The sequence below is a fragment of the Stenotrophomonas sp. I18B00994 genome (assembly GCF_014145825.1).
GTDB classification, from domain to species: Bacteria; Pseudomonadota; Gammaproteobacteria; order Xanthomonadales; family Xanthomonadaceae; genus Stenotrophomonas; species Stenotrophomonas maltophilia.
In genome coordinates, this window is record NZ_JACIUW010000025.1 from 32,861 (window position 1) to 59,694 (window position 26,834).

Here is a 26,834-nt window from a genome sequence, read left to right on the forward strand (position 1 = left end):
GGAGAGGTCGGGCGAGGTGGATGCCACGCGGGCGATCCTCGCTTGCCTGCTCCATCTGCTGCCGTTGCGCCAGTGTTGCCGGGGATGTTGGAGATTGGGTCGAAGTAGCGTGGAGATTGGGTGGAGGTTGTGTGCGGCGTGGCCGGCGGAACTCCCCTTCCGCCGGCCACGTGCACGGACGCTACGGTCAGAAGCGCTGCGAGTACTTCACGTACACCGTGCGGCCGATATCGAAGCCGCCGTAGTAGGGGAAGGAACTCTCCGGCTTGGAGAACATGATCGGGCCGCGATGGTCGAACACATTGTTCGAGCCCACTGCCACGGTGCCATCCCAGGGCAGCCTGTAGCTGACCTGGATGTCGTGGAACGCATTCGAGCCGACCCTGCGCACGGCATCCGGTTCGCCGTTGGCGATGCGTTCGGGCGCGGTGCAGGGCCGGTTTGGCATGCAGCCTTCCATCATCCCGGAGTGGTAGCGCACCGTGTACTGGGCCGAGAGGTTGCCCAGCTGCCAGTTGACGCCGAGATTGGACCGCAGGCGGAACACCCCCGGGCGTCCAATACGACCGTCCATGATGGTGTCACCGGCCGAGTTCTGCTTCTCCTCGTCGTACTTGGAGACGTAGCTGTTCTGCAGGTCAAGGGTGAAGCGACCGAACGCGTACTCCGGCAGGCGGTAACGGATGCCCAGGTCCCACCCCTCGGTCTTCATCGCGCCGAGGTTGGTCAGGCCGTAGAACATGCTGGTGATGTGGCCATCAGCGGCACGCTTGACGCTGCCGCAGCGCGAGGCATTGCCCAGCACGTAGCAGTCACGGAGGATGCGATCGACGTTGTCCTCGATGATCATGTTGGTGATCTTGTAGCTGTACCAGTCCAGGTTGATGTCCAGACCGTTGACCCAGCGCGGGCTCCAGACCACACCGACGGTCTTGCTCTTGGACTCTTCCGGGCGCAGGTTCGGGTTCGAGCCCGTGGTGAACTCGTTCGGGGTGGCGCACGGGTAGCTGGTGCAGGGCTTCAGGCCCTGGGCCAGCTGCTCGTAGCCACGCGGAACACCGGCGGCGTTGCAGGCCGCGTTGCCGTTGACGCTGTTGGTGGCGCCGACGCCGCAGGGGTCCACGTAGGTTTCGAAGCTGGTGCCCAGGCCGCCATACAGGTCGGAGATGCTGGGAGCACGGAAGCCCTCGGCGAAGGTGCCGCGCACCATCAGCTCCTCGACCGGGCGCCAGGCGAAGCTGGCCTTGGTGTTGGTGGTGCTGCCGAAGTTGCTGTAGTCGGAATAGCGTGCCGCAACGTTGACGGTCAGCTCCTTGGCGAACGGAAGGTCACGCAGCACCGGCACATTCACTTCGGCGAAGACTTCATTGAGGCTGTAACCGCCCGCAGTGGTCTGTGCCCCCAGTGCAGTGCTCTGGCGCGACTGGGCAAAGGCGTCGGGAACGTAGCGTCCTTCTTCCTTGCGGTACTGGTAGCCCATCGCCACCGAGAGCTCGCCCGCCGGCAGTTCCAGCACCGGGCCGGAGATGTTGGCGAAGTAGCTTCGGGTCTTGGTGATGCCGGTATCGGTGAACGTGGGGAACAGGAAGCGCTGCAGTTCCGGGTCGGCAAGCGAGCCGGCGCCAGCAACGCCGTACGGCAGCAGCGGATTCCAGGCCAGGCAGCCGGCGATCGGTGCACCTGCGCTGCCACAGCGTGCTACACCGTTGCCATCAACAAAGGACTGTCCCAGCGCTTGGCGCGAGGCGATCAGGCTCATGTCACCACGGCCGGTCTTGGTCACCTCGTTGCGGTTGAACAGCGCGCCCACCTCCCAGTCGAACGTTCTGCTGGCCAGTTCGAAGTAGCCCGACAGCGTCGGTGCCACGCGCAGCGACTTCAGCTTGCTTTCGGTCGTGCGCGGAAGCTCCCACAGGCGGCGGTTGAAGGCGATGTCATGGCCGACCGGGTTGAACGCACTGTTGCCGGCCAGCGGCGTCCCGAACTTGGTCGATTCGTAGGGGTAGCCGGCAATCTGCTGGTCCGAGATGCGCTCGTTGTAGCCGATATCGGTGGTGAAGGTGATCTGGTCACTCAGTGCATAGTCGGAGCTGAGGAACAGCGACCGGCGCTCGATGCCGGTCTGCACATGCATCTGCTCGTTGCCGTTGGAATACTCGGCCGGCGTGATCGGATGGTAGTCGTTCGGATTCTTCGGGTCGCCACCACGATTGAGTGTCTTGAACACGGAATTTCCGGTGGCACAGTCGTAAAGCGCCGGGTCACACCAGGAGCCGTTCTGGCTGAGGTCGCTCCAGCCCGCGCGCGGATAACCCGGCCCCGAACCACCATGCCTGGAGAACCAGCGGTCGCGGGCGAACACCGGGTCGGCCTTCTGGTATTCCAGGGCCAAGGTGTAGCCACCTCGCTCGCCGCGCGCGCCGGTAACGAGCGAGAACGTGCTGTCCTTGCCGTCGCCCTGGCTGAACTGGCCATGCTGCGCCGAAAGCTCCAGCCCCTCGACGCTCTTGCGGGTAATGATGTTGATGACACCGGCGATGGCGTCGGATCCGTAGAGCACCGAGGCGCCATCCTTGAGCACGTCGATGCGCTCGACCGCGCTCATCGGAATCTGGCTCAGGTCCTGCAGGCCGCTGGTGCTGGCGCCCAGGCGCTTGCCGTTCACCAGCACCAGGGTACGGGTGGCGCCGAGGTTGCGGATGTTTGCGTAGCTGCCGCCGACGTCTTCGCCGGACGACAGCGTGCGCGAACGCGAGAGCGCTGGTGCGCCGGCCGACGTGAGGTTCTGCAGGACGTCGGCGATGGTGGTGAAGCCCTGCTGCTCGATCATCTTGCGCGAGATGGCAAGCACCGGCTGCTGGGTTTCCACATCCACGCTGCGTATCGCCGATCCCGTCACCTGGATGCGGTCCAGGTTCTTCGGAGACTTCGCAGCGTCGTCCTGTGCATTGGCAGCCGGCGAGAAAACGGCAGCCAACACGGCGCCGATCCCTCCCGAAAGCAGAGTGTATTTGTAGTGCATTGTTTCTCTCTCCAAATCCGTTGTGTGGTCGCAATGCGCGCGGCGCTACGACCGGTCTGCATTCCGTTACCCGGAATCGAGAGGAACCTAACATCCCGCTCACATTTGAACTGCGTTATGGACGCGTTATCTTCGCGCGCCCTTGGCCGCTGTCCTGCACGGGGAGTGCACGTCGCGTCGACGTTGTGCAATGTCGTTTCGCTTCAGTCTGGCAGCTCCTTTCCCGGCATACACAGGAGGCCGCCGATGAATACGCCTGGCAAGCCGAAACCCAGCTGGAAGCAATGGCATGTGCTGCTGGTGATTCTGGCGATTGCGCTGCTGATCAGTGTGATCATCGTCATCGCGCCATGGTGAGGCAGGCATCGCATGCTTGTTTTCCGTGAACATTCAATGATGCCGGCAATGAAGAAGTCAGCACGTGTTCCGCATGGTGATGTGTACATCAATTCGTACTCACCTGGCCGGCACACGAGGACGATGATAGTGAGGTCGAAGGCAGTGCCGACGCGCTGCCATTCTCCACTGACTTTCGAGCACACAGGAGCGACGCCATGAGCACCCAGTCCACCATCGAACATCGCCTCAACGACCTGATCGAGATCGCCCGTGATGGCAAGTCCTTCTATGAGGAAGCCGCAACGAAGGTAAAGGATGCCGAACTGTCGGCACTGTTCACCCGTATCGCCGGGGTCAAGGCGCGGATCGTCGCGGCGCTGAGTGGTTCGGTTGCCGCCAGCGGCGGCAAGCCGGCCGAGCACGGCACCATGGTCGGTTCGATGCAGCAGTTCTACGGCAAGGTGCGCGCCGCGTTTGGTGATACCAACTACGGCTACGTGGCCGAACTGGAAGAATCCGAAGACCGCCTGCTGGGCGCGTTCAAGGATGTGCTGCAGGACAACGATCTGCCGCCGGCGGTGCGCCAGGAAGTGACCCAGCTGCTGCCGGATGTGCAGGAGTGCCACAACGTCATGCGGGCACGCAAGCACGCCATGAAGGCCGCCTGACGTCCCGCACCGGGCGGCCGATCGCGGCCGTCGAGCCCCGGAGGCGCGTCATGGCCCGGGAACCTTCGCAGCCCGGCAGGGCTGCGAAGGACCGGGCGTCCCGCCCCGTTTCCATGGTTATACTTGGCCGAGTCCAGGGAACAGGCGCGGCATGACGAAGGGGGCCTCGTCCAGCATCAACGTCAATCGCCAACCGGATGCAGCCGCGTCCGGTTTTGTGCGTGTGCGCGGTGTGCTGTGATGTGCGCTTCGCCGGTCTTTCCGTTGCCTGGTCCTGGTTGTCCCATCGCCATCCATTGCGAACAGGCCCACTGACGATGCGTCGAGTCAATGCACTTTCCGCGATGATGTTGCTGGGCACGGTTGTGGGAAGTGCGGGGGCGCAGTCCTACAGCAAGACCAACGTCATCACCTATCACGATGATCTGTCGAAGTGGGTGCTTGGCCAGGTCCGGACGTCGGTCAACCAGGACACGGGCCGGACCGAGTCCCAGGTGGATTATGACCCGGCCACCGGGAAGCCCCAGCGGATCCATGCCTTCGGCCAGCTCCAGCAGACCATTCACTACAACAGCGACGGTACCGTTCGCGCCGTGGTGGACGGGCGTGGCAATACCGTGAGCCTGTCCGGCTGGAAGCGCGGCATCCCCGGGAACATCCAGTATGCGGATGGTTCGACCCAGTCTGCCGGCGTGGATGACAATGGCTGGATACGCTGGATCACCGATGGCCGGGGCAACACCACGCGTTACGACTACGACGCGATGGGGCGCATGTCGCTGGTCGACTACCCCGACGGCGATACGGTGGACTGGGCGTCCACCACGACACAGTTTGCCCAGGTGGGCGGCGCCGAGTACGGCATTCCTGCTGGTCATTGGCGGCAGACGGTCAGCACCGGCAATGCGCGCAAGGTCACCTACTACGATGCGCTGTGGCGCCCATTGCTGGTGCGCGAGTACGACGCGGGCAATGAAGCCGGCACGCAGCGGGCCTCGGTGACCGCCTATGACACGGAAGGGCGGGTCACCTTCCAGTCCTATCCTGTCGCGGGGGGCGGTACGGTCCAGGACGCCGGAACTGGCGTCCGTACGACGTACGACGCACTTGGGCGGGTGGTCCAGGTCAGCCAGGATTCCGAGATTGGCGCGCTGGTCAGCACAACCGAGTACCTGCCGGGGCGGCGCGTGCGCACGACCAATGCCAGGGGTATCCCGACCGTCGTGACCTACACCGGTGCAGATGCCGCGAAGCTTGACTGGCCGGTACGTATCGAACTGGCAGAGGGAGCCGTGCTGGATATCCCGCGGGACGTCTTCGGCAAGCCGACGTCGATCACCCGCAGGGCCAGCAATGGCTCGGTGACGTCGACCCGGCGCTATGTCTACGATGCGGCGCAGCGGTTGTGCAAGACGATCGAACCGGAAACCGGCGCCACCGTATTTGACTACGACGCCGCATCGAACCCGGTTGGAAGCGCGCAGGGGTTGGACCTGTCCGATGCAGGGAACTGCAACCAGGACATTGCCGCGGCGAGCGGGCGCCGGGTGGTGCGTTCCTATGACGCACGCAACCGGCTCGCATCACTGCAGTTCCCCGACGGCAATGGCAACCAGCGCTGGAGCTACTGGCCCGATGGCCTGGTCAAGCAGGTCACCACGTTGAACGCCGGGGTGGAGACGCACAACAGCTATGCGTACAACCGTCGCGGGCTGCTCATCGGTGAGGTGCAGAGCCCCACCGATGGCGAAGCGCTGGCGATGGGGTATGCCTACGACGCACTGGGCAACCTGTCCGCGCATCGCTATCCCTCCGGCAACGTGGTCGCGTATGCGCCCAACGCACTGGGACAGGCCGGGCAGGCGGGCTCCTACGCCGCTGGCGTGGTCTATTACCCCAACGGGGCGATTCGTCAGTTCACCTATGGCAACGGCATTGTCCACTCGATGGTGCAGAACGCGCGCCAGTTGCCGGATGAAAGCCAGGACACCCTTGGCGCAACCCGGATCCTCAGCGACGGCTACGACTACGATGCGGTCGGCAATGTGATGGCAATCACTGACGGTGCCACGGGCCGCAACCAGCGTGGCAACCGCAATCTGGGCTATGACGCGCTGGATCGGCTCGTTTCGGCTTCCTCGCCCATGTTCGGCTCGGCGAGCTACAGCTATGACGCGTTGGACAACCTCACGCGGGTGACGATTCTCGGCCGTGACCATCACTACTGCTATGACAACGCCTGGCGCTTGACCAACGTGAAGATCAACGGGTGCGGAGGGGCAACCGTGGTCGGCCTGGCCTACGATGCCCAAGGCAATCTGCGGGCGAAGAACGGACAGCCGTTCACCTTCGACTTCGGCAACCGGCTGCGTGCGGCGGCAGGTTCCGAGAGCTACCGTTACGACGCTGACGGTCGCCGCACACAGACAGATTCATCGTTCGGACGGATCACCTCGATGTACGACCACGCCGGCGTCCTCCGCTACCAGGCGAGCGAGCGCGAGGACAAGCGGACCGATTACATCACGCTGGGCGGAAGCCTGGTCGCCAAGGCAATGGTGCCGATGCGGCGTTCGCCGGCCGCGAAGGACTTCGTTGGGTGGTCGCCTGTGGCCTCTGCCGTCCGCTACGTCGTCGAGGAAAGCGTGGACGGGGTGACCTGGACCACGGTCTACGAAGGCAACGCCGCGAACTGGACGTCTGCCGCACGCCCTGCCACCAGCTATGCGTATCGCGTGCTTGCCTGTGGCGCCACGGGGAGCTGCACGCCGGTGTCCGATGTCTCGCATGTCCAGCGTCCGCAGGGTGACATCGTGCCCCTGCTGTACCAGCTGCTGCTGGGCTGAGCGTAGCGGGCTGCACCGGCCGCAGTGGACCGTCAACCGGTTGTTCATGACAGGGGAAGGAAGAACATGGCTGGAGTACGTGCTGTATCGCGCCCGCGTGGCGCCATCGGCGGCAAGGTCCTGCTGGCGGTGGTGGCAGTGCTGGGAACTGGCCTGGCCTCAACGGCAAATGCTGAGCCTTACAATCTGGAAGGCCATCGGATCGTATCCGTCGCAACTGGCTGGGGCGGGGAAGGGTTCTACCTGGTGACGCAAGGTGTGCTTCCAGCGGGCTCGGATTGTGGGGGTGGCAATCGCTTCATTCTCCTCAATGATCATCCAATGCAGAGGGAGATGGTCTCGATGCTGCTCATCGCCTGGCAGAACAAGCTGCGTGTCGGATTGCGTGTCGACGGCTGCACCTCCGGGGTAATGCAGCTGAGGGCCGTGACGATGCCTGAGGCCTGATGTCTGAATCCACAGGGGAACTACATGATGATGAGTGACGCGACGCCGGGCTTCCGCAGGAGGTTGGGAGCGGGGTTGGCCTTGACGTTGGCCTTGTGCCTGTCTGCACCACTGAAGGCGGAGCCAACCAGCGATCAGATGACGATTCTGTCGCTGCGGCCGTACATGGACGGCCCGGCGGGAATTGTGTACGTGCATGTTTCGAGTACGGCTTTCTGCAATACCGATACCTTTGCAATCGACATGTCCCGGCCGGGAGCCAAGGAAGCCTACGCGGCGGCGTTGGCAGCGCTGACATCGGGGAAGAATGTCCGGCTCGAGGCGTTCAACTCCACCGGGTGCAATGGCTGGGCGACCCGGCTCCAGTCGATCTTCATTCACGCGTAACCCTCCACGGATGGATCCAGGACGCGATGATCCTGGGGTATCGCGCATGGCCCTGGGGCGTGGATAAAAAAGGGGCGGCCCTGAGGCCGCCCCAAACCGTCAGGAGAACACGCGTCTAGAAGCGAACCGACCAGCGCATGTTGGCGCTGTGGTCGCGGCTTTCACTGCCGTACTGGCCGCTGTAGCCCAGCTCCAGCTGCTGGCGCGGGGTCAGCCAGGCCGACAGCCCCAGCTCGGCCACAACGGCGCTGTCGGCAATCGGGGCGCCTTCGACCGCGAAGGTGGTGGTGCTGTTGGCGAATGCGAGGTCGGCCAGCTGGCTGCGGTCACCCGAGGCACGACGGTAGCCCACGCCCCCACGCAGGTGCAGCCAGCTGTCCTGCTGGAACGATGCCTTCAGGCCCTTGTCGAAGCGCAGGCCAGCGGTGGCGATCGTGGTGCCGGTGTCGTCCACATTGCCGTGCAGGGCGGCTGCACCACCGCGCTCGTTGATCTGCTTCAGGTCCACCTCCACGCGCGCGACCTGCAGGTAGGGTTCCAGCCCGGCCTCCGGGCCACCAAAGCGGTAGCCGGCTTCGATGAAGGCCTGGCGGGTATGCGCGTTGTAGCGGGCGCTCAGGCTGTCTCTGAACCCTGCGAAGTCGACATCGCGGGTGCTCTTCACCTTGTGCTTGCTCCAGGCGACGCCGCCACGCAGGCCGAGGCCGCCCCAGTTGTGACTGGCATATGCACCGAAGTGGGTGTTGTCTATCTTCGACTTGGCACGAAGCGCCTGCTGCTTGACGTCGGTGCGGCCGGTGCCAGCCAGCACGCCGACCTGCCAGCCAGAGAACTCGTGGTCGATACCGGCCAGCAGGCCGTTGCTGTTGGCTTCGGTGCGGGCGGTATTGCTGTTGCCGTCCAGCCTGCTGTTGCCGCCCAGAGCCTGCACCCAGGCGCCGGTGGCGTCGCCCGCATCGGCACCTGGCGCGACTGCACCTGCACGGCGGGACAGCACGGCATCGCGAACGTAGCGGCTGCCTTCCACCAGTGCGAGCGGCGTGGCTGCGTGCAGTTCGCCGCTGAGGCCGTCGAGCACGCCGCCGACCTGCTGCGGGAACAGCTGGGTCAGCGGCCTGGGCAGGCCCTGGTTGATTGCCAGCAGGTCCGCCGCGGCGGCCACCGCGCGCTGGTTCGGGGTGGTGGCGGCGCTGGCCAGCGAGGCACCGCGTGCCACGTCGATGCGGGTGCCATTGGCCCCGTAGGCGAGGCTGAACTGCAGGAACGGCGAGAACGCGCTGAAGTCGGTTTTCGCGAACTGGCCGTTGATGCCACCGTCGGCGCGGATGAAGTTGAACTGCTCGCCGAGATAGTAGATGCCTGGTTCCGGCAACGCGACCAGCGTGCCGCCGAGGGTGGCGGTACCGGTCACGTGCAACTGGTCGCTGCGCCCGCCAGGCGCGAGTTCGGCGGCGTAGACGCCGGTCGCGCCCTGCACGTAGTCGCCGTTGATGGTCAGCGTGCCGATCGAATTGCCAGGCGCGATGGTGCCGTCCACTCGGGTGCTGCCCAACGTGCCGATACCCTTCAGCAGGCCGTTGCTGCCGACCGTGGTGGTGCCGCCGGTCTGCATGCCATTGAAGGACACCACGCCGCCATTGACGGTCAGGTTCCCGTCCTTCAGAACGCCGCTGGCGCTGACCGTGCTGACGCCACCGGTGGTGGTGAGTGCGGTGGAGACCAGGCTGCCGTTGAGCAGGAACCGGCCGCCTTGCACATCGACTGCCGAGGTGAGGGTGTTGCTGCCGTTCAACTCCAGCGTGCCCTCCCGCAGCACCGCGCCGTTGAAGCTGTTGTCGCCGCTCAGGCGCAGCCAACCGATGCCGGATTTGGTCAGCGTGCCGGGGCCGCCGATGTCATTGGTCCAGTCGTCCCAGGCATCGCCCTCCCACACCTTCAGCCCGCCGGCCCTCTGGTTCATCACCACGTTGGTATCCACGCGCAGCGAGCCATAGCCCTCGATGGCCCTGCGCAGGTCAACCATGCCCCAGCCGTAGATCGGGTCGACGCCTGCCGCACCGAGATCGCGCGCGGTGGTCAGCAGGACGTCGCGCACCTGGGCGTTGTCCAGGTAGGGGAAGCGCTCCATCAACAGGCCGAGTGCGCCGGTGATATGGGGGGCGGCCATGGACGTGCCGGTCTTCAGGCCGTAGTCGTACGTGGGATTCTGGCTGTCGATGAGAAGACGGACGTAGTCTGCGGTCTTCTCCAGCCGTCCCTGGATGTCACCGGAAACGATGGTGCTGAGGATTGCCGTGCCGGGTGCGGAAATGCACCAGTTGGCGGCAGCGCCACAGATGCTCGAGCCTGCGTTGATCACGTAGTCGGTTTCACCATTGGCTGTATTGGGCTGGCGAACGTTGGCGACGGCCAGCCAGTAGGGCTCGATCTCCGGCTTCCAGCGCGGCAGGGCCGCGGTGATACCGGCGACGGCGCCGCTGCCATTGCCGGCCGACCAGACCTGGATCAACTGCGAAGCGGGGGCGTTCGCACTGTCCTTGTAGATGCTTCCGTATACGTCGTAGCCGGCACCGATGCGTGCGTACTGGGCATCCAGTGCGGCCACGGTCATGTTCCGGGTGGAGATGCCCCAGCTGTGATTGATGGCACGCACGCCTTGTGCCTGCAGCTGCGCGTACATGTCCAGCCTTGCGGCACCATCGGGATCCGTCCGTTCCACGGCTTCAGGCAGGTAGCCTCCGCTCGCCTGGCGCCTCCATTCGTAGTAAGTGTCACCAAATACACGGGCGGTCGTCAGATCGGCACCGAAGGCGACGCCGTGCATCCCCGTGCCATTGCGGTTGGCGCCAATGGTTCCGAGGACATGCGTGCCGTGATCGGCATAGCGGAAACCCCATTCACGGCCTGCGGCAATGATGTTGGCCTGCAGGGAAGCAGGCACGCCCGCGCCGAGCGTGTAGTAGTTGATACCCGGTTGATCACCCTGTGTCTGGCTGCACGCGCCGGTACCGCCGACGGTTCCCGGTGACGCACAGTTCGGGCCGATGGTGATGCTGGAGGTGTTGCGGCCGGCGAATTCGGGGTGAGCCAGTGCCGAGCCGGTGTCGAACAGCGCCAGGCGCACGCCCTTGCCGGTCAGGCCGCGGGCATACGCGTGGTCGGCCCCCATCGCACCCAGGCCCCAGTCGGCGTTGAATTCATCGCTGCGCCAGCTGGCGGCATCGCCCGGAATGCCGAGCAGGGCGGTGGCGGTTGCCGCGGGCGTGGCGGCCGTCGACGCTGCAGGCGCGCTGACGGCGGGCTGTGCCCACGCCGCCTGCAGCTCGCGCTGTTGCTGCCATGCGTCGAGCGCCTCGCCGGCCATGGCGGGCGCGGCAGCGGCAAGCAACAGAGAGCTGGACACGGCCAGCGCGAGGCGGCTGTGCAGCGGGGAGCGGGAGTGGGACGAACGGCCGTGCAGCGGGTGATTCATCGGGCAACTTCCTTGGTGGACGGGCAACAAGGCCGTTAACGCCAATCCGTGGCGACATCCCCCATGCATGTGAAAGGAAAATTGTGAACAGGTTAAGTGTGCGTGACAGTGGGCTTCACTTCGTCTCCCCGTGTCCTCGCTAACGTGGGCCGGCCTGGGCTCACCAGGCTTATCAAGGAGTGATGGCGATGCGTGTTGTCAGGAAGGTGATCGCAGTGGCGGTATTCGCGTTGGCGTGTACCGGTTCGGTGGCAGTGGCAGGGCCGGTCGAGCCCTGCGACCAGCCGTGCTGGCGGGCTTATCAGATGTGCCTGGCCAGTGGCACCGATGCCGGTGAATGCCAGCAGGCGTACAACACCTGCGTGGTCGATCTGTGCATGGGCGTGTGAGTCGCGCCGTTTGAGCCGTACGCGGAGCCCCGTCATCGACGGGGCTCTTCTGTTCCAGCGATCGCCTCAGGTGGCGATGCGGGCATCTGGCCTGAGCCCGCTTGCGGGCCATGCACGCAGCGGCGAGGATGTGAAATCGCACCGGAGCCGCTGCACATGGCCGTCAAACGCATTGTCGCCAACATCGCCACGCCCGACCCGGCGCGTGCCGCAGCGTTCTATGGCGGGCTGCTGGGCATGCCGGTGGTGATGGATCATGGCTGGATCGTCACCCATGGCGGGCAGGGCAGTGCGCTGGCGCAGGTGAGCTTTGCCAGCGAAGGGGGTTCCGGCACCGCGGTGCCCGATCTGTCGATCGAAGTGGACGACCTGCAGCAGGTGCTGGAGCGCATGCACGCGGCCGGCATCCCGCTGGAGTATGGCCCTGCCGACGAGCCGTGGGGAGTGCGTCGTTTCTTCGTCCGCGACCCGTTCGGGCGGCTGTTGAACATTCTCGCCCACACCTGAGCGGGAAGCGTTGCGTCAGCGGCGTCTGCCGCTGCGCGTCGGCGCTGCCGGAACGCCGACCATGCGCAGGCAATCCGCTTCCACAGCGGCGATGAAGGCATCGGCATCCTGTGCGGGTGTGGCGATCAGGTCGTCGGTGGCACCGTGCACGCCGGCATAGATCAACGAGGCGGTGACCTGTGGAGCAGGCAGCTGCCACAGTCCGGCTGCGTTGCCCGCTTCGAGGATGCCCAGCAGCTGCTGCTGGATCGCATTGCGCTCGGCATTGCCCCGCTGGTGGTGGTGATGGTTGGCGTACACCACGTCATGCAACGCGTGGGTGCGCGCGTAGATCTCGATGTTGGCGCGGATCCAGGCGCGCAGGCGCGCTGCGCCATCACCGGCAGGGTGCTGCTGCACTGCCTGCTCGACCTCGTCCATGAACTGCCGCGTGTAGCGCTGCGCCAGCGCCTGCAGGATCTCGGTGCGGGAGGCGAAATAGGTATAGAAAGTGCCCTTGGCCACGTCGGCCGCGGCGACGATGTCGCTGATGGTGGTGGCGTCCACACCCTGCGAAAGGAACAACGCCTGCGCGGCGTCCATCAGTTCCTCCTGGCGGGTTTCGGCGGGCTTGGTGCGAGGCCTGGCGACAGCTGGGGTCTGCATGGTTGGCGGTATCCGGGTGTGACGGACGCCATTCTAGCTGCCCCTTCGCACTGACTGACCGCCAGTCATTGACCGACGGTCAGTCAGTCGATAGGATGCGCGCACATCCTCCCCCCGGATCCACGCATGAGACGCCTCCAACGGCCCGCCCTGGTGCTGGCGGCCTACCTCGGTACATTCCTCGCTTCGCTGGACATCAGCATCGTCAACGTGGCCCTGCCAACCCTGCAGCAGGCGCTGCAGACCGACATGGCGGGCCTGCAATGGGTGATCAACGCCTATGCGATCGCACTGTCGGCGCTGATGCTGTCGGCCGGTCCGTTGGGGGATCGCTACGGTCATCGGCGGATGTGGCTGCTGAGCGTCGCCACCTTCACCATGGGCTCGCTGCTGTGCGCCTGCGCCAAGGACCTTTCGACCCTGGTCGCCGGGCGCGCGGTGCAGGGCGTGGCAGGTGCGCTGTTGATTCCCAGTGCGATGCCGATCCTGAGTCACGCATTTCCCGATCCGGGCCAGCGTGCACGCGTGATCGGTGGCTGGTCCGCCTTCAGCGCCCTTGCCCTGGTGCTTGGCCCGTTGCTGGGCGGTGCGCTGGTGCAGCGGGCCGGCTGGCCCAGCATCTTCCTGATCAACCTGCCTTTGGGGCTGCTGGCGTTTGTGCTTGGCGCCTGGGGCATCGCCGAGCGACGGCACCCGCAGCACGCCGCGCTGGATCCGGCCGGGCAGCTGCTCAGTATCGGCGCGCTGGGCGCACTGTGCTATGGCCTGATCGCGATCGGTGAGCAGGGCCTGTTGGCCCCGGTGACGCTTCTGGCGCTGGGCGCCGCAACTGCGGGGCTGATCCTGTTCGGCATCGTCGAGCGGCGGGTGGCACGCCCCCTGCTGCCGCTGGACCTGTTTGCCGACGGTCGCTTCCGCATGCTCAACCTGGCCTCGTTCGTGCTGGGCTTCACCGCCTATGCGAGCCTGTTCTTCCTGTCGCTGTTCTTCCAGCAGGCACAGGGGCACAGCGCGGCGCTGGCAGGCTCGCAGCTGGCTCCCCAGTTCCTGTTGATGGGTGTTGTCTCGCTGTTGTTCGGGCGCCTGGTTGCCCGCCTCGGGCTGCATGCCGCGCTGGTGCTGGGCTACGTCCTGGCCGGTGTGGCGATGTGCGCAATGGCCACGTTCGAACCGGCTACTTCGCGCGCTCATGCCACTGCCGTGCTGATGCTGCTTGGCATTGGAATGGGGCTGGCGGTGCCAGCGACCGGCATGGCGATCATGGCCAGCGCACCGGCCGAACGCGCAGGTATCGCGTCAGCCACGATGAACGCGCTGCGCCAGGCAGGCATGAGCCTGGGCATCGCGCTGATGGGCAGCCTGATGGGCCAGCGTGCCGTACAGCAGTTCACCGCCTGCGCACAGGCCGCAGGGCAGCAGCGGCTTGTTGCGCAGGCGCGTGAACTGATCCTGCACCCGGGCTCGATGCACGCCACGCCGCAGGTGCTGACCTGGTACCGCAGTGCGATGGCCAGCGGGTTCGGTTGGGCGATGGCGGTGGCGGGTGCGCTGGCCCTGCTTGCGGCGCTTGGGCTGCATCGGCAGCGTGCATCGGCTTGACGCGCAGCATTCAGCCTTGCTGGCGTTGCGGGTCCTCTGCCGTGCGTTCGATCGCCTGAGGCTGTTGTTGCTGCTGGCGCGCGTTGGCGTGGCGTGCGTGTCCACCTTCGCGTCCGATCGTGGCCATGTGCTGGCGGTCGCGGCTGATCGCTTCGCCACCCTTGCGGCCTGCGACACGTGCTTCGGCCGGACTGAATTCGTGCGCATTGCCGGAGGCATGTGCCGCGCGCCCGCCCTTGGCGGCGATCGCGCGCTGTTTGTCCTGGTCCATCGAGGCGAAGCCCCGGTTGGAGCTGCGCGGCTTCTGCTCAGTCATGTGAAATCTCCTGCAGTGTGGACGCCGCCTTCGTGGGCGACGGCGTCCATGCTTGGCCACCGCACGCTAAGTCCAGGTCGCCATCTTCGCCCCGGTTTTCACGCGCCCTGCGCACCGTGATGATCACGCAGCCGGACCGGCGGCCGCATTCGTCGCGTATTCACTGCCGGCCCTCGGATGTGCGCGCAACGCCGGCGGCCGCAGTGGCGGTGCCGCACATATGTTCGATGATCCTGTGCTGCTGCCCGATGGCTATCAGATAAACGTTCCGCACCGGCAACCGATCAAACTGCGCACCGGTGGCAACGGCGAACGGACCGGTGTCGCGCCCCACGCGGCAGGCGGCGACGATCCGCTCTCCATCGCACGTCAACTGCTGGCTCCGCCGAAGTCGTCAGGATGAACGCACAGTTGCGCGGTCGTCCTATCGCAGATGTTCCGTTGCATGCCTAGAATCGAAGCATCCCGGTAGTTCCCGGGCGCTTCGAGTGAATGGACTCAATGAAGATTCTGTTGACCGGCAGTTCCGGGCGGATCGGGCGCGCGATCTTCGGCGCGCTGGCGGCTGCCCATGAAGTGGTGGGTCTGGACCGCAGTCCGTTTGCCACCACGCGCATCATTGCCGATGTCACCGATCATCAAGCCGTCGTGCGCGCGGTGCAGGGCGTCGACGCGGTCATCCATACCGCGGCCCTGCATGCGCCACACGTCGGCCTGGTACCGGACGCGGTGTTCCAGCAGATCAACGTGGACGCGACTGCGCACCTGCTGCAGGCGGCGCGCGAGGCAGGCGCACGGCGGTTCGTGTTGACCAGTACCACCGCGCTGTACGGCCACGCGGTGGTGGCAGGGGGATGCCGCTGGATCGATGAGGATACCGAGCCGCTGCCGCGAACGATCTACCACCGCAGCAAGCTGCAGGCCGAGGCCCTGGCTGAAGCTGCCGCCGCACCGGACTTCGGGGTGCGCGTGCTGCGGATGGGGCGCTGCTTCCCGGAACCGCCGGAACGGATGGCGATGTTCCGGTTGCATCGTGGGATCGACGCCCGTGACGTGGCCAGTGCCCATGCCGCGCTGCTGCTGGATGAGGGGCCGGCCTTCGCCCGCTACATCGCCTGCGCCGCAACCCCGTTCCGGCGCGAGGATTGCCTGGAACTGGCCACCCAGCCGCGCAACGTACTGGCCCGGCACGTACCGCAGCTGCTGGCCGAGTTCGAGCGCCGCGGCTGGCCGTTGCCGCTGAGCGTCGACCGCGTCTACGACAGCGCCCGCATCCGCAGGGAGCTGGGGTGGCAGCCGCGTTTCGGGCCGGACGCCGTGCTGCAGCAGTACGCCGCAGGCAGCATCGAGGTGTTGCCACGCGCGGCGTGGATCAAGGATCGGGTGGCCGAATAGGGGAAGCGGGGACGGATCCCTTTCCCGTCCCTGAGTGGATTCAGGAATGTGTAGGCCGGTCGCCTCAACCTCGTTGGCAGGCGGCCGCTAACCCGGTGCGCTTCCTGCGCCGGGCGGGTCCCGGCGGCCGGTGGCCTGCGCGACGGATCGCGCGCCTGCGCGGTGCCCTCCCGGTGCCGGTCGTCCTGAACTGCCTTGCGGACCCCTCCATGCCTTCTTCCCGTTCCGCCGCTGCCCGCCGCCCGGGCAGCATCGCCCACAAGCTGATGCTGGGCACCGCCGTCATCGCGCTGCTGTGCTTCGGCCTGACGGCGTTCCTGATCTATCGCCAGGCCAGTGCCAGCCTGATCGATGCCTCGCGCCAGACCATGACCAGCGAGGCCAACGCTGAAGCGCGCCAGGTCGCCGCCGACCTGGGCACGGCGTTTGCCAGCAACGATGCCATGGTCGAAGCCGTGCTCGCCCAGCGTGCGCGGGGCGACGTGCCCGATCGCGCCAGCCTGGCTGCCGTGCTGGGCGAGCAGCTGCGCACCCACCCGGAGTGGCTGGGCAAGAGCACCATGTGGGAGGCCGATGCCTTCGATGGCAGGGATGCCGAGTTCGCCAACACCGCGATGCACGATGCCAGCGGCCGCTACATGAGCTACTGGGCCTGGCATGACGGCAAGCCGCAGCAGTCGACCATGACCGACTACACCGAAGCCGCCGACGGCTCGGCCGACTGGTATGTGGTACCCAGCCGCGACAAGCTGCCCAAGGTCAGCGAGCCCTATGCCTACGACATCGCCGGCCAGCAGGTGCTGATGAGCACGTTGAGCTCGCCGATCGTCGAAAACGGTACCTTCCTCGGCGTGTTCACCGTCGACTTCTCGCTGGCGGCGCTGCAGAAGCACCTGGCGACGCTGACGCCGATGGGCGCAGGCCGCGTCGAGCTGCTTTCGCCCAACGGCGTGGTGCTGGCCTCGGCGAATGCCGCCGAGATCGGCAAGCCGCGCACCGACGCATTGACCCGCAGCATGCTGGCCGACATCGCCGCCGACCGCCGGTTCGAAGCCTTCACGCCCGATGCAGCCGGCAACGTGCGCGTCTACGTGCCGCTACGCGTGGGCAATGCCCCGCAGCGCTTCGCGCTGGGCGTGGTGATGCCGCACGCGGTGATCGTGGCCGAGGCGCGCCAGCTGCTGTGGTTGACGCTGCTGGTGGGCGTGGTGGCCGCGCTGACGCTGAGTGCCGGCGTCTATGTGCTGCTGCGCCGCCTGGCGATCCGCCCGTTGGCCGAAGCGGTGCGGGTGGCGGGTGACGTCGCCGCCGGCAAGCTCGACAGCACCTTGCCTGCGCGCAGCAACGATGAAGTGGGCCGCCTGCTGGACGCGATGCAGGGTATGCGCGGGCAGCTGCAGGCGGTGATGGCGGCGCAGGCGGAAATGGCGCGCCGCCACGATGCTGGCGAGCTGAGCTACCGCATGGACGCCACTGCCTTCCCCGGCGAGTACGGCCGCATGGTGGCCGACAGCAACCAGCTGGTGGCTTCCAGCAATGCGGTCACCCAGCGCCTGGTCGAGGTGATGCAGCGTTACGCGGTGGGTGACCTCAGCGTGGACATGGAAGCGCTGCCGGGCGAGAAGGCGGTGTTCACCGCAGCGATGGCCACCACCAAGAGCAACCTGGCCGCGATCAACGAGCAGATCCAGCAGCTGGCCGCCGCCGCGGCAGCCGGCGACTTCGCTGTACGCGGTGATGCCCAGCGCTTCGACCACGATTTCCGCCGCATGGTGGAGACCCTCAACATCATGATGCAGGTCAGCGATCACAACCTGGCTGAGCTTTCGACGCTGCTTCGCGCGATTGCCGCCGGCGACCTCAGCGCACGCATGCGCGGTGATTTCCATGGCGTGTTCGCGGTGATGCGCGACGATGCCAACAGCACCGTGCGGCAGTTGACCCAGATCGTCGGCCAGATCCAGCAGTCGGCCGCCAGCATCCGCCTGGCGGCGGGTGAGATCGCTGCGGGCAACAGCGATCTCTCGCGTCGTACCGAGCAGCAGGCCGCCAACCTGGAAGAAACCGCCGCCTCGATGGAGGAGCTGACCTCCACCGTGCGCCAGAACGCCGACCACGCGCTGCAGGCCAATACCCTGGCAGGATCCGCCGCTGACGTTGCCAGCGAGGGCGGGGAAGTGGTCAACCAGGTGGTGCAGACCATGGAGCAGATCGAGGCCTCCTCGCAGCGCATCGCCGAGATCATTTCGGTGATCGACGGCATCGCGTTCCAGACCAACATCCTGGCGTTGAATGCGGCGGTGGAAGCGGCGCGGGCCGGTGAGCAGGGCCGCGGCTTCGCGGTGGTCGCCAGCGAAGTGCGCGCGCTGGCGCAACGCTCGGCGGGCGCAGCGAAGGAGATCAAGGAACTGATCGACGCATCCGTGGCGCAGGTCGGTGCCGGTGCGCAGCTGGTGCACGGTGCGGGCCGTACCATGCAGGCCATCGTCGGCCAGGTGGGGCGCGTCAACGAGATCATGGCCGAGATCTCGGCTGCGTCGCGCGAACAGTCCGCCGGCATCGAGCAGGTCAACCAGACCGTGGTGCAGATGGATGAGACCACCCAGCAGAACGCCGCACTGGTGGAGGAGGCAAGCGCCGCGGCGCGGGCGATGGAGGAGCAGGCCGAGCAGCTGGCCGTGGCGGTCTCGCGCTTCCGCCTGCAGGCCGAACCGGAGGCCATGGCCCGCCGCGCGGCCTGATCCCGGAAACGAAGACGCCCGGAGGGGGCCGGGCGTCGGTTGCATCCTTGCCGCGCATCCTGCGCAGGTCTGATGGCTCAGAACATTCCTTCAAACGGGTTCCAGCTGGTACGGCCTTCCACCTTCTCCAGGTAGTAGCTGTAGTTGGTGCTGGAGGCGACCAGCAGGTTCATGGCGATGAACAGCATGCGCCCGACGACGTCCGGAAGGAACATGGAGACGATGGCCAGCACGATGTTGATGCCGATCACCACCAGTGCCTTGCGCCACATGCCAAGAATCAGCAGGTAGATGGCACCGAAGAACAACGCGAAGAAGTTCAGGTTGATCTTCAGGCGGTCACCAAAGGACAGCGCCTTCCAGGCCTGCTTGAAGCCGGGGTTCTTGGGGGCGCCGTGCTGGCGGAAGAAGTTGAAGCGGAACTGCCACTTCGGGCTGAACTGGGACAGGTCAGTGGTATTCATTGGGGGGAGACATCCCTGTGAGAAAACGTTTTCATGATAGGGCAAGTCCTATTCAGGATCCAAGCGTCACCGTCAAAAATGTGACGCCTGCCTTGTTCCGGCTGCTGCGGCAGGGGCGCGCACCGTCACCCGCCAGCCTTGTTTTTAGGATAGGGTGCGCAGTTCCGCTGCCGCACCAGCTGAATCCGTGCGGCGGCGGGATGTCCATGGAGGTTGCATGACCACACCTGCTACACCGGAAAACGCACCGGGACCGGTGCTCCTGCCGACACCTGAAGTGGTGCAGGCACAACAGCTGCTCGCACGCCAGCAACTGGCGGTGGCGATGGACCGTGCACGCACGGCGGCTACGCAGAGCGCGGCGCCCGCCGCCGCATTGGAAAGCGAGTAATCCGCAACACCGCCGATCGCGCTGGCCCGTCGCCAGCGCGATCGCGGCGGACGCTCTTGGTCAGAACCGCGCGGTCATGCTGAGGAAGTAGCTGCGCCCGGCCACGAAGTAATCGGTGGAGCCTTCCGCATACAGCTTCTTGTCGGCCAGGTTGCTGACGCCGCCACGCAGGGTCAGTACCTCATTGACGTTCCAGGCCGCGGTCAGGTCATACAGCGTGTAGGCCTTGAGGAAGGTCGTCGCCGTGCCGGCCTGCCTGCCGGTGTACTGCGCCGATAGGCTGCTGGAAAACACCGCGTCGGGCGTCCAGTCCAGCGACGAATAGCCCGAGAATTCGGGGGTATCGATCAGGTTGCGGCCGGTGGTCAGGTTCCTGGCTTCCTTCATCCACGTCGCCGAGGTGCGCCAGCGCCAGTGCTCGCCGAAGCGGACATTGAAGTTGCCTTCCATGCCGCTGGTGCGTGCGCGCTGCACGTTGCTCATCCGCGTCCACCAGATGCCGTTGAACCTGCCCAGCGGTGCGTACTCGATCTTGTTCCTGAAGTCGGTGTGGAAGTAGGTCAGGCCGGCATCCACCAGATCGTTGTCGAAGCTGATGCCGATCTCGCGGTTGGTGCTGGTTTCCGGGTCCAGGTCCGGGTTGCCGGCCATGTAGCAGCCGCCGCGGGTATAGCCCAGCGGAATCAGCGAGGTGCAGCCACGGCCACCGGACTGGGTGGCGGCGCTGGCGGAGTTCTCGGTCAGGCTGGGGGCGCGGAAGCCCTTGGAAACGCCACCGCGGATGGTCCATTGCTCGGCCGGATGCCAGACCAGGTAGGCGCGCGGGCTGACGTGGCCACCGAATTTCTCATGGTGATCCAGGCGCGCGCCCAGGGTCAGTGCCAGGGTGCGGTGCAGCTTCAGTTCGTCTTCGACGAACAGGGCCCAGGTATCCACTTCCAGATCGGAGCCGCTGACGGCATTGCCGGCATAGTCGATCGGCGCGCGGCCGATGGTGTCGGTGTTGGTCAGCTCCTGGCGCTTCCACTGGCCGCCCACGGCGAACTGGTGTTCAACGCCGAGGGTGAACGGCGTGGTCAGGCTGCCCTCGATGATCGTATCGGTGGCTTCGGAACGGCCGGTAGCACCGATGTCGTTCCTGTACTCGGTCCAGTACGCACTGATCTTCGAATTGCCGAAGCTCCACTTGCCATCGTGGTTGAGCGCCAGCGAGCTGCGCTTGAGTTCGCTGGCACCCCAGGCGCCTTCATCCTGCTTTTCCAGCGAAGCGTCGATGAAGGCCTGCTGCACGCCATGGCCGGCTTCGAGCGACAGTTCCTGCGCGTCGCTCAGTTTCCACTGCAGCAGCGCATCGACATTGCGGTCCTTCTCGCCTGCATACGCGTTGCCGTAGACACCACCATTGGAGCGATCCGAATCGCGGCGCATGCTGTTGGCACCGATGCGCAGGCCGAAGCGCTCGCCGAGCGGGCCGGAGAACGTCGCACCGATCTGCTGGGTGTCGCCGCGCTTGCCGTCGCCCGGGCGGGTATAGCTGTGGGTGGCGCTGCCGCTCCAGTCATCACCGATGCGCCGGGTGATGATGTTGATCACGCCGCCCATGGCGTCGGAGCCATACAGCGACGACATCGGTCCGCGCACCACTTCGATGCGCTCGATCTGGTCGGGCGAGATCCAGTTCAGGTCCTGGCGGCCCAGGTCCGGCCGGTAGTTGGTCGAGGCCGAGCTGCCCATGCGCTTGCCGTCCACCAGCACCAGCGTGTAGTTCGACGGCATGCCGCGCAGCTTGATCTTGGACTGCTCGCCAACCGCACTGAGGCCACCGGTCACGCCGGGCACGCGGCTGAGCAGGGTGGCCAGGTCGTGCACCGGCTGGCGCGCGATGTCCTCGCGGCTGATCACGCTGATGCTGGCCGGCGCATCCTTGATCCATTGCTGGTTGCCCGAAGCGGTGACCACCACGGTATCCAGGTCCTTGGTGGAGGCATCGGCGCTGGCCTCTGCAGCGGCCAGGCCGGGCAGGGCCAGCAGGCAGGCAGTGGCCAGGGCACTGGCCAGGCGGGTGCGCGGCGGGCGCGCGGAACGGGAGCGGAACGGCTGGGACATGACGGCTTCCAGCGAATGAGGGGGGACCGGATGGAAGCAACGGGCACACGCAGACAAGCAGGCAGGCCCCCCCTTCCATGGGTCGTAGGGCGCACGGTTCGGGCCGGCGCAGCTGGGTGGGTCTCGGCCGTACGGAGGACGGCGACCTGCCTGGTTAATAAAATGATAACCGTTCTCGTTTGTCACGATCCAGTACCCGGCGCCACGAAGCGACATTCCGCTGCGCGGTCCACCATCGCCTGCTGTTTGCTGAATGGGGATAAATCCCGGCGTAGACCTTCGCACTCGGCTTACATCCGGCGCCCTAGACTGGGCCGCATTTTCGATTCCGCCCCGTTGGAGATCGTGTGGGTTCCGGTAGTGACAGACAGCGACTGTGCGGCCAAGGGCCGGTACAGCCAGGACAAGTGCGGGCGCCGGGAAGGCGCGCCGGGAACCTTCGCGCATGCAGCCCGGCCGGGACGGCCGGCCATGCCGATCGTGGGGAGTAAGCGGTGATGGGGGGTCAAACCATCCACGCGGAAGCGGATGCGCCCCGGCTCGACGCCGGCTGGGCGCTGCTGCCGGCCGAATCTCCGCTGCCGATGCCCGAACAGACCCTGCGCGAAGGCAAGCTGAAGGTCCGTCGGCACCGTACCTCGCCACGCATGATCGGCCTGCGCCGGTTCTACATCTTCGGCGGCACCCTGGCCATGACCGCCATCGCCACCCGCATGATGTGGCGGGTGCTGTCTGCCAATGGCATCAGCGTGCTGGAAGCCTGCCTGCTGGTGCTGTTCGTCGGCCTGTTCGCCTGGATCGCGCTGTCCTTCGCCAGCGCCGTGGCCGGCTTCCTGACCGCCGTGTTCGACCGGGGTTACCGCCTTGGCATCGACCCGGACAAGCCGCTGCCGGCGGTGCATAGCCGCACCGCGCTGCTGATGCCGACCTACAACGAAGACCCGCGCCGGCTGCTGGCCGGCCTGCAGGCGATCTACGAGTCGGTGGCCGCCACCGGCCAGCTCGAACGCTTCGACTTCTTCGTGCTCAGCGATACCCGGCGCGAGGACATCGCACGCGCCGAGGAGCAGGTATTCGCCGAACTGCGCGAGCGCGTGCCGGACGGCCAGACGCGGCTGTTCTACCGCCGCCGTGGCGACAACAGCGGGCGCAAGGCCGGCAACATCGCCGACTGGGTGCGCCGCTTCGGTGGCGCTTACCCGCAGATGCTGATCCTGGACGCCGACAGCCTGATGACCGGCGACAGCATCGTGCGCCTGGTGGCCGGCATGGAACACAACGCCGATGTCGGCCTGATCCAGACCCTGCCCTCGGTGATCGGTGGCCGCACCCTGTTCGCACGCATGCAGCAGTTCGGCGGTCGCGTGTACGGCCCGGTGATCGCCCGTGGCGTGGCCTGGTGGCATGGCGCCGAGAGCAACTACTGGGGCCACAACGCCATCATCCGCACCCGTGCCTTCGCCGACCACGCCGGCTTGCCAGCGCTGCCGGGGCGCAAGCCGTTCGGCGGCCACGTGCTCAGCCACGATTTCGTCGAAGCGGCGCTGATGCGCCGTGGCGGCTGGGCCGCGCACATGGTGCCGTACCTGGGGGGCAGCTACGAAGAAGGCCCGCCGACCCTGACCGACCTGCTGGTGCGCGACCGTCGCTGGTGCCAGGGCAACCTGCAGCACGGCAAGGTGGTCGGCAGCCGTGGCCTGCACTGGATCAGCCGCACCCACATGCTGATCGGCATCGGCCATTACTTCACCGCGCCGATGTGGGCGATGCTGATGCTGATCGGCATTGCGATCCCGCTGTTCCAGGAAGGCATCGATTTCAATGCCCTGCTGCACCTGTCACCCAGCGTGTACTGGCGGGCCCAGGACGAGGAGCAGGTGGTGCGCCTGTTCGCCGCCACCATGGCCGTGCTGCTGCTGCCCAAGGTGCTGGGCTATCTGGCGATGCTGCTGGACCCTGTCGACCGCCGCGGTTGCGGCGGTGCGATCCGTGCGTTCGTGTCGATGCTGGTGGAGACCGTGCTGGCCGCACTGATGGCACCGGTGGTGATGTACGTGCAGTCGCGCGGCGTGGCCGAAGTGCTGTCCGGCCGCGATTCCGGCTGGGACGCACAGCAGCGTGACGATGGTGGCATCTCGTGGATGGCGTTGATCCGTGGCTACGGCGGGCTGGGTGTGTTTGGTGCGTTCATGGGTGTGCTGGCGTGGACGGTGTCGCCGTCGCTGGCAGCGTGGATGGCGCCGGTGGTGATCGGCATGGTGCTGGCCGTTCCGGTGGTGGCGCTGACCTCCTCGCGCGGCCCGGGTGCCTTCCTGCATCGCCTCGGCCTGCTCGACATCCCCGAAGAGAACATTCCGCCACCGGTGCTGGTGCGCGCCGCGCAGCTGCGCCGGGAAGCCGCCGAGCAACCGCCGCTGTACTGATGGCCCTGCACCAGCGGCATAATGCGGCTCGAACTTGAAGGAGCCGCATCATGCTGCAAACGGTGGAACAGGAAACCGGCGCCTCGCCACAGTGGTCGGTAATCTGGCTGCACGGGCTTGGCGCCGACGGCCACGACTTCGCGCCGATCGTGCCGGAACTGGTGCGTCCGCACTGGCCGGCGCTGCGCTTCGTGTTCCCGCACGCACCGGTGCGGCCGATCACGATCAACAACGGCGTACCGATGCGCGGCTGGTACGACATCGTCGGGATGGACTTCCGCTCGCGTGCCGACATGGCCGGCGTGCAGGAATCGGTGCTGCAGCTGGATGCGCTGATCGCACGTGAGATCGAGCGCGGCGTCGCGCCGGAGAAGATCTTCCTGGCCGGCTTCTCGCAGGGCGGGGCGATCATCCTGACCGCCGCGCTGGCGCGCACCGCGCCACTGGCCGGCCTGATCGCCCTGTCCACCTATCTGCCCGAGGCCGACAGTGCCCGTCGCGTTGACGGTGCGGTGCAGGTGCCGGTGTTCATGGCCCATGGCAGCAGCGACCCGGTGATTCCGCAGGCGGTGGCCGTACACAGCGCGCAGGCCCTGCAGGCGCTGGGCCTGCAGGTGGAGTGGCACAGCTACCCGATGGCCCACCAGGTCTGCGCCGAAGAGATCCAGGCGCTGGGTGACTGGCTGCAGGAACGGTTGGGCGCTGCCTGAGCCATGCCCCCGGCCAGCACATCGCCGTGGATGCCGGAACTGTGCCGCCTGCCGCGGCTGGCGGCGATGCTCGGCCTGGCCCAGCTGGTGGTGGTGGTGCTGGCGCTGGCGCCCGATGGCAGCCGCCACTGGACCTTCGGCGAGCTGCTGTCGGCCAGCGGCTTCGCGCTGTGGCTGGCGCTGGCGGTGACCGCCAGCCTGTGCCTCCTGCGGCAGGCACTGTCGAGGCTGCCGCCGGTGCTGGGCGCTGTCGCGGCGATCATGCTGGCGACCCTGATCGCCGTGGTCTGTGCCGGCATCGTGCATGCACTGTACGCGGTACTGGGCGACAACTTCGCCCGCGGCATCAGCTTCTGGCGCTTCACCCTGGGCAGTGCGGCAACCACGGCACTGATCGCCGCACTTGCCCTGCGCTACTTCTATGTGAGCGATCGCTGGGCCGTGCAGGTGCAGGCCAACGCGCGTGCCCAGGCCGACGCGCTGCAGGCGCGGATCCGGCCGCACTTCCTGTTCAACAGCATGAACCTGATCGCCAGCCTGCTGCATCGCGATCCGGCGGTGGCCGAACGCGCGGTGCTGGATCTGTCCGATCTGTTCCGTGCTGCCCTGGGTGCGGGCGAGGGCGACTCCACCCTGCGTGACGAATGCGAGCTGGCCGAGCGCTATCTGTCGATAGAGTCGCTGCGCCTCGGCGAGCGTCTGCAGGTGCGCTGGCAGCGCGATGAGCCGCTGCCGTGGGACCTGCCACTGCCGAGGCTGGTACTGCAGCCGCTGGTGGAAAACGCAGTGCTGCATGGTATTTCGCGGCTGCCCGAGGGCGGCACCATCGAATTGCAGCTGGTGCGCGAGGGCAACGAGCTGCAGATCCGCGTGCGCAATCCCGCGCCCGATCCGCAGGCGCCGGGGTTGGCGCTGGCGCGTGGTGCCGGCCATGCCCAGCACAGCATCGCTCATCGGCTGGCGTGGCGCTTCGGCGCCGCCGCGCGGATGACGGCTGGCTGGAGCGAGGGCTACTATGCCTGCCAGGTGACAGTGCCGATCCAGTGAGGGGACGACCGTGAGGGTAGTCATCGCCGATGACGAACCGCTGGCGCGGGAACGCCTGCGCAGCCTGCTGGCGGCGCAGGACGGGGTGGACGTGGTGGCCGAGGCCGGCAACGGCGAGCAGGCCCTGCATGCGTGCGCGGAGCTGCAGCCGGACCTGGTCCTGCTGGATATCGCCATGCCCGGGCTGGACGGCCTGGAAGCCGCCCGCCACCTGGCCAGCTTCGAGCCGCGCCCGGCGGTGGTGTTCTGCACGGCTTATGACGCGCATGCGCTGTCGGCGTTCGAGGCGGCGGCCATCGATTACCTGATGAAGCCGGTCCGCGCCGAGCGCCTTGCCGCAGCGATCGCACGTGCACGCACGTTCCTGGCCGGCCGCGATGGCCAGCCGCAGGACAACGGCGGGCAGCAGGCCCGCAGCATGCTCTGCGCACGCCTGCGTGGCAGCCTGCGGCTGATCCCGCTGGACGACATCCACTACCTGCAGGCGGAAGAGAAGTACGTGGTGGTGCACCATGCGCGCGGCGAGGACCTGATCGAGGAGTCGCTGAAGTCGCTGGAGGAAGAGTTCGCCAGCCGCTTCATCCGCATCCATCGCAACTGCCTGGTGGCGCGCCACGAGCTGGTGGAGCTGCGTCGAGGCTCGGGTGGTCAAGTGCAGGCGGTGCTGCGGCATGGCAAGCAGCCGCTGGAAGTCAGCCGCCGCTGCGTGGCGACGCTGAAGCAGGAATTGCGGCATCTGTGAGTGGTCCCGCGCGGCCTGCGGCCGCGACTGCTATGAGATCAACAGCAACAGCAACAGCGGGTCATGGCTCGTTGTTTCTACGTGCTGGGTTGGGCCGGGGTGGGGCGGCGGGACACGCTGCAAGTACATCCATGTAAGCTCGATGGCGCCATCCATGGCGCCAACGGTAGATCGGAAG

At 66.5% G+C, this 26,834-nt stretch carries 20 protein-coding genes and 1 pseudogene; 15 read left to right on the forward strand and 6 right to left on the reverse strand.

Going from position 1 to position 26,834, the window contains the following annotated elements; translation table 11 throughout:
- Window positions 1–187: 187 nt before the first annotated feature.
- On the reverse strand, window positions 188–3,022 hold the full coding sequence (locus H4O10_RS19695; protein ID WP_053091539.1) for a TonB-dependent receptor: 2,835 nt from the start codon (window positions 3,020–3,022) through the stop codon (window positions 188–190).
- A gap of 554 nt (window positions 3,023–3,576) precedes the next feature.
- Here H4O10_RS19695 and H4O10_RS19700 point away from each other — a divergent pair.
- From H4O10_RS19700 to H4O10_RS19715, 4 genes are all read left to right on the forward strand, one after another.
- Complete coding sequence (locus H4O10_RS19700; protein WP_005411167.1) at window positions 3,577–4,029, forward strand: PA2169 family four-helix-bundle protein; 453 nt, start codon at window positions 3,577–3,579, stop codon at window positions 4,027–4,029.
- 197 nt (window positions 4,030–4,226) lie between these two features.
- Window positions 4,227–6,875: an RHS repeat protein gene (locus H4O10_RS19705; protein ID WP_239667820.1), complete on the forward strand. Its 2,649-nt coding sequence runs from the start codon at window positions 4,227–4,229 to the stop codon at window positions 6,873–6,875.
- Window positions 6,876–6,941: 66 nt separating this feature from the next.
- Entirely contained in the window at window positions 6,942–7,322 is a 381-nt protein-coding gene (locus H4O10_RS19710) for a hypothetical protein (RefSeq protein ID WP_005411165.1), read from the forward strand.
- Window positions 7,323–7,346: 24 nt separating this feature from the next.
- Entirely contained in the window at window positions 7,347–7,709 is a 363-nt protein-coding gene (locus tag H4O10_RS19715; RefSeq protein ID WP_032967009.1) for a hypothetical protein, read from the forward strand.
- 115 nt (window positions 7,710–7,824) lie between these two features.
- Here the strand turns inward: H4O10_RS19715 and H4O10_RS19720 are convergent, their stop codons facing one another.
- Complete coding sequence (locus H4O10_RS19720) at window positions 7,825–11,181, reverse strand: autotransporter serine protease (RefSeq protein ID WP_049453969.1); 3,357 nt, start codon at window positions 11,179–11,181, stop codon at window positions 7,825–7,827.
- Between the two features lie 188 nt (window positions 11,182–11,369).
- Between H4O10_RS19720 and H4O10_RS19725 the strand changes: the two genes are divergently transcribed.
- A complete protein-coding gene (locus H4O10_RS19725) occupies window positions 11,370–11,570 on the forward strand; it encodes a hypothetical protein (protein WP_005411162.1) in 201 nt (66 codons plus the stop codon).
- Between the two features lie 156 nt (window positions 11,571–11,726).
- A complete protein-coding gene (locus H4O10_RS19730; protein WP_005411161.1) occupies window positions 11,727–12,077 on the forward strand; it encodes a VOC family protein in 351 nt (116 codons plus the stop codon).
- 15 nt (window positions 12,078–12,092) lie between these two features.
- Here the strand turns inward: H4O10_RS19730 and H4O10_RS19735 are convergent, their stop codons facing one another.
- Complete coding sequence (locus tag H4O10_RS19735; protein ID WP_005414565.1) at window positions 12,093–12,722, reverse strand: TetR/AcrR family transcriptional regulator; 630 nt, start codon at window positions 12,720–12,722, stop codon at window positions 12,093–12,095.
- 126 nt (window positions 12,723–12,848) lie between these two features.
- Between H4O10_RS19735 and H4O10_RS19740 the strand changes: the two genes are divergently transcribed.
- The gene (locus H4O10_RS19740) at window positions 12,849–14,321 is read left to right on the forward strand and encodes an MFS transporter (RefSeq protein ID WP_088470149.1); all 1,473 of its coding nucleotides are present in this window, start codon (window positions 12,849–12,851) and stop codon (window positions 14,319–14,321) included.
- Window positions 14,322–14,331: 10 nt separating this feature from the next.
- Here the strand turns inward: H4O10_RS19740 and H4O10_RS19745 are convergent, their stop codons facing one another.
- Window positions 14,332–14,637, reverse strand: coding sequence for a KGG domain-containing protein (locus H4O10_RS19745; protein ID WP_033833971.1), 306 nt, complete (start codon window positions 14,635–14,637; stop codon window positions 14,332–14,334).
- Between the two features lie 133 nt (window positions 14,638–14,770).
- Between H4O10_RS19745 and H4O10_RS19750 the strand changes: the two are divergent.
- From H4O10_RS19750 to H4O10_RS19760, 3 genes and pseudogenes are all read left to right on the forward strand, one after another.
- Window positions 14,771–15,040 (forward strand): annotated as a pseudogene (locus tag H4O10_RS19750) (peptidase S41); the annotation flags it as partial.
- Window positions 15,041–15,138: 98 nt separating this feature from the next.
- Window positions 15,139–16,032 carry an NAD(P)-dependent oxidoreductase gene (locus H4O10_RS19755; RefSeq protein ID WP_049453964.1) on the forward strand — a complete coding sequence of 298 codons (894 nt, stop codon included), beginning with the start codon at window positions 15,139–15,141 and terminating at the stop codon, window positions 16,030–16,032.
- Between the two features lie 209 nt (window positions 16,033–16,241).
- Window positions 16,242–18,773: a methyl-accepting chemotaxis protein gene (locus tag H4O10_RS19760; RefSeq protein WP_049453962.1), complete on the forward strand. Its 2,532-nt coding sequence runs from the start codon at window positions 16,242–16,244 to the stop codon at window positions 18,771–18,773.
- Window positions 18,774–18,850: 77 nt separating this feature from the next.
- On the opposite strand, the gene H4O10_RS19765 is transcribed toward H4O10_RS19760, so the two are convergent.
- A complete protein-coding gene (locus tag H4O10_RS19765; protein WP_005414559.1) occupies window positions 18,851–19,237 on the reverse strand; it encodes a DUF2628 domain-containing protein in 387 nt (128 codons plus the stop codon).
- Window positions 19,238–19,454: 217 nt separating this feature from the next.
- Between H4O10_RS19765 and H4O10_RS19770 the strand changes: the two genes are divergently transcribed.
- A complete protein-coding gene (locus tag H4O10_RS19770; protein WP_005411154.1) occupies window positions 19,455–19,628 on the forward strand; it encodes a hypothetical protein in 174 nt (57 codons plus the stop codon).
- 60 nt (window positions 19,629–19,688) lie between these two features.
- Here the strand turns inward: H4O10_RS19770 and H4O10_RS19775 are convergent, their stop codons facing one another.
- On the reverse strand, window positions 19,689–21,734 hold the full coding sequence (locus H4O10_RS19775; RefSeq protein WP_049453960.1) for a TonB-dependent receptor: 2,046 nt from the start codon (window positions 21,732–21,734) through the stop codon (window positions 19,689–19,691).
- A 497-nt stretch (window positions 21,735–22,231) separates the two neighbouring features.
- Between H4O10_RS19775 and mdoH the strand changes: the two genes are divergently transcribed.
- Genes mdoH through H4O10_RS19795 form a run of 4 tightly spaced genes read left to right on the forward strand, consistent with a single transcriptional unit; the run spans window position 22,232 to window position 26,656 of the window.
- Window positions 22,232–24,157: a glucans biosynthesis glucosyltransferase MdoH gene (gene mdoH / locus H4O10_RS19780; RefSeq protein WP_049453958.1), complete on the forward strand. Its 1,926-nt coding sequence runs from the start codon at window positions 22,232–22,234 to the stop codon at window positions 24,155–24,157.
- A gap of 50 nt (window positions 24,158–24,207) precedes the next feature.
- Window positions 24,208–24,867 carry an alpha/beta hydrolase gene (locus H4O10_RS19785; protein WP_088470150.1) on the forward strand — a complete coding sequence of 220 codons (660 nt, stop codon included), beginning with the start codon at window positions 24,208–24,210 and terminating at the stop codon, window positions 24,865–24,867.
- 3 nt (window positions 24,868–24,870) lie between these two features.
- Complete coding sequence (locus H4O10_RS19790) at window positions 24,871–25,914, forward strand: sensor histidine kinase (RefSeq protein WP_176425397.1); 1,044 nt, start codon at window positions 24,871–24,873, stop codon at window positions 25,912–25,914.
- A 10-nt stretch (window positions 25,915–25,924) separates the two neighbouring features.
- Entirely contained in the window at window positions 25,925–26,656 is a 732-nt protein-coding gene (locus H4O10_RS19795) for a LytTR family DNA-binding domain-containing protein (RefSeq protein ID WP_033833965.1), read from the forward strand.
- Window positions 26,657–26,834: the final 178 nt, after the last annotated feature.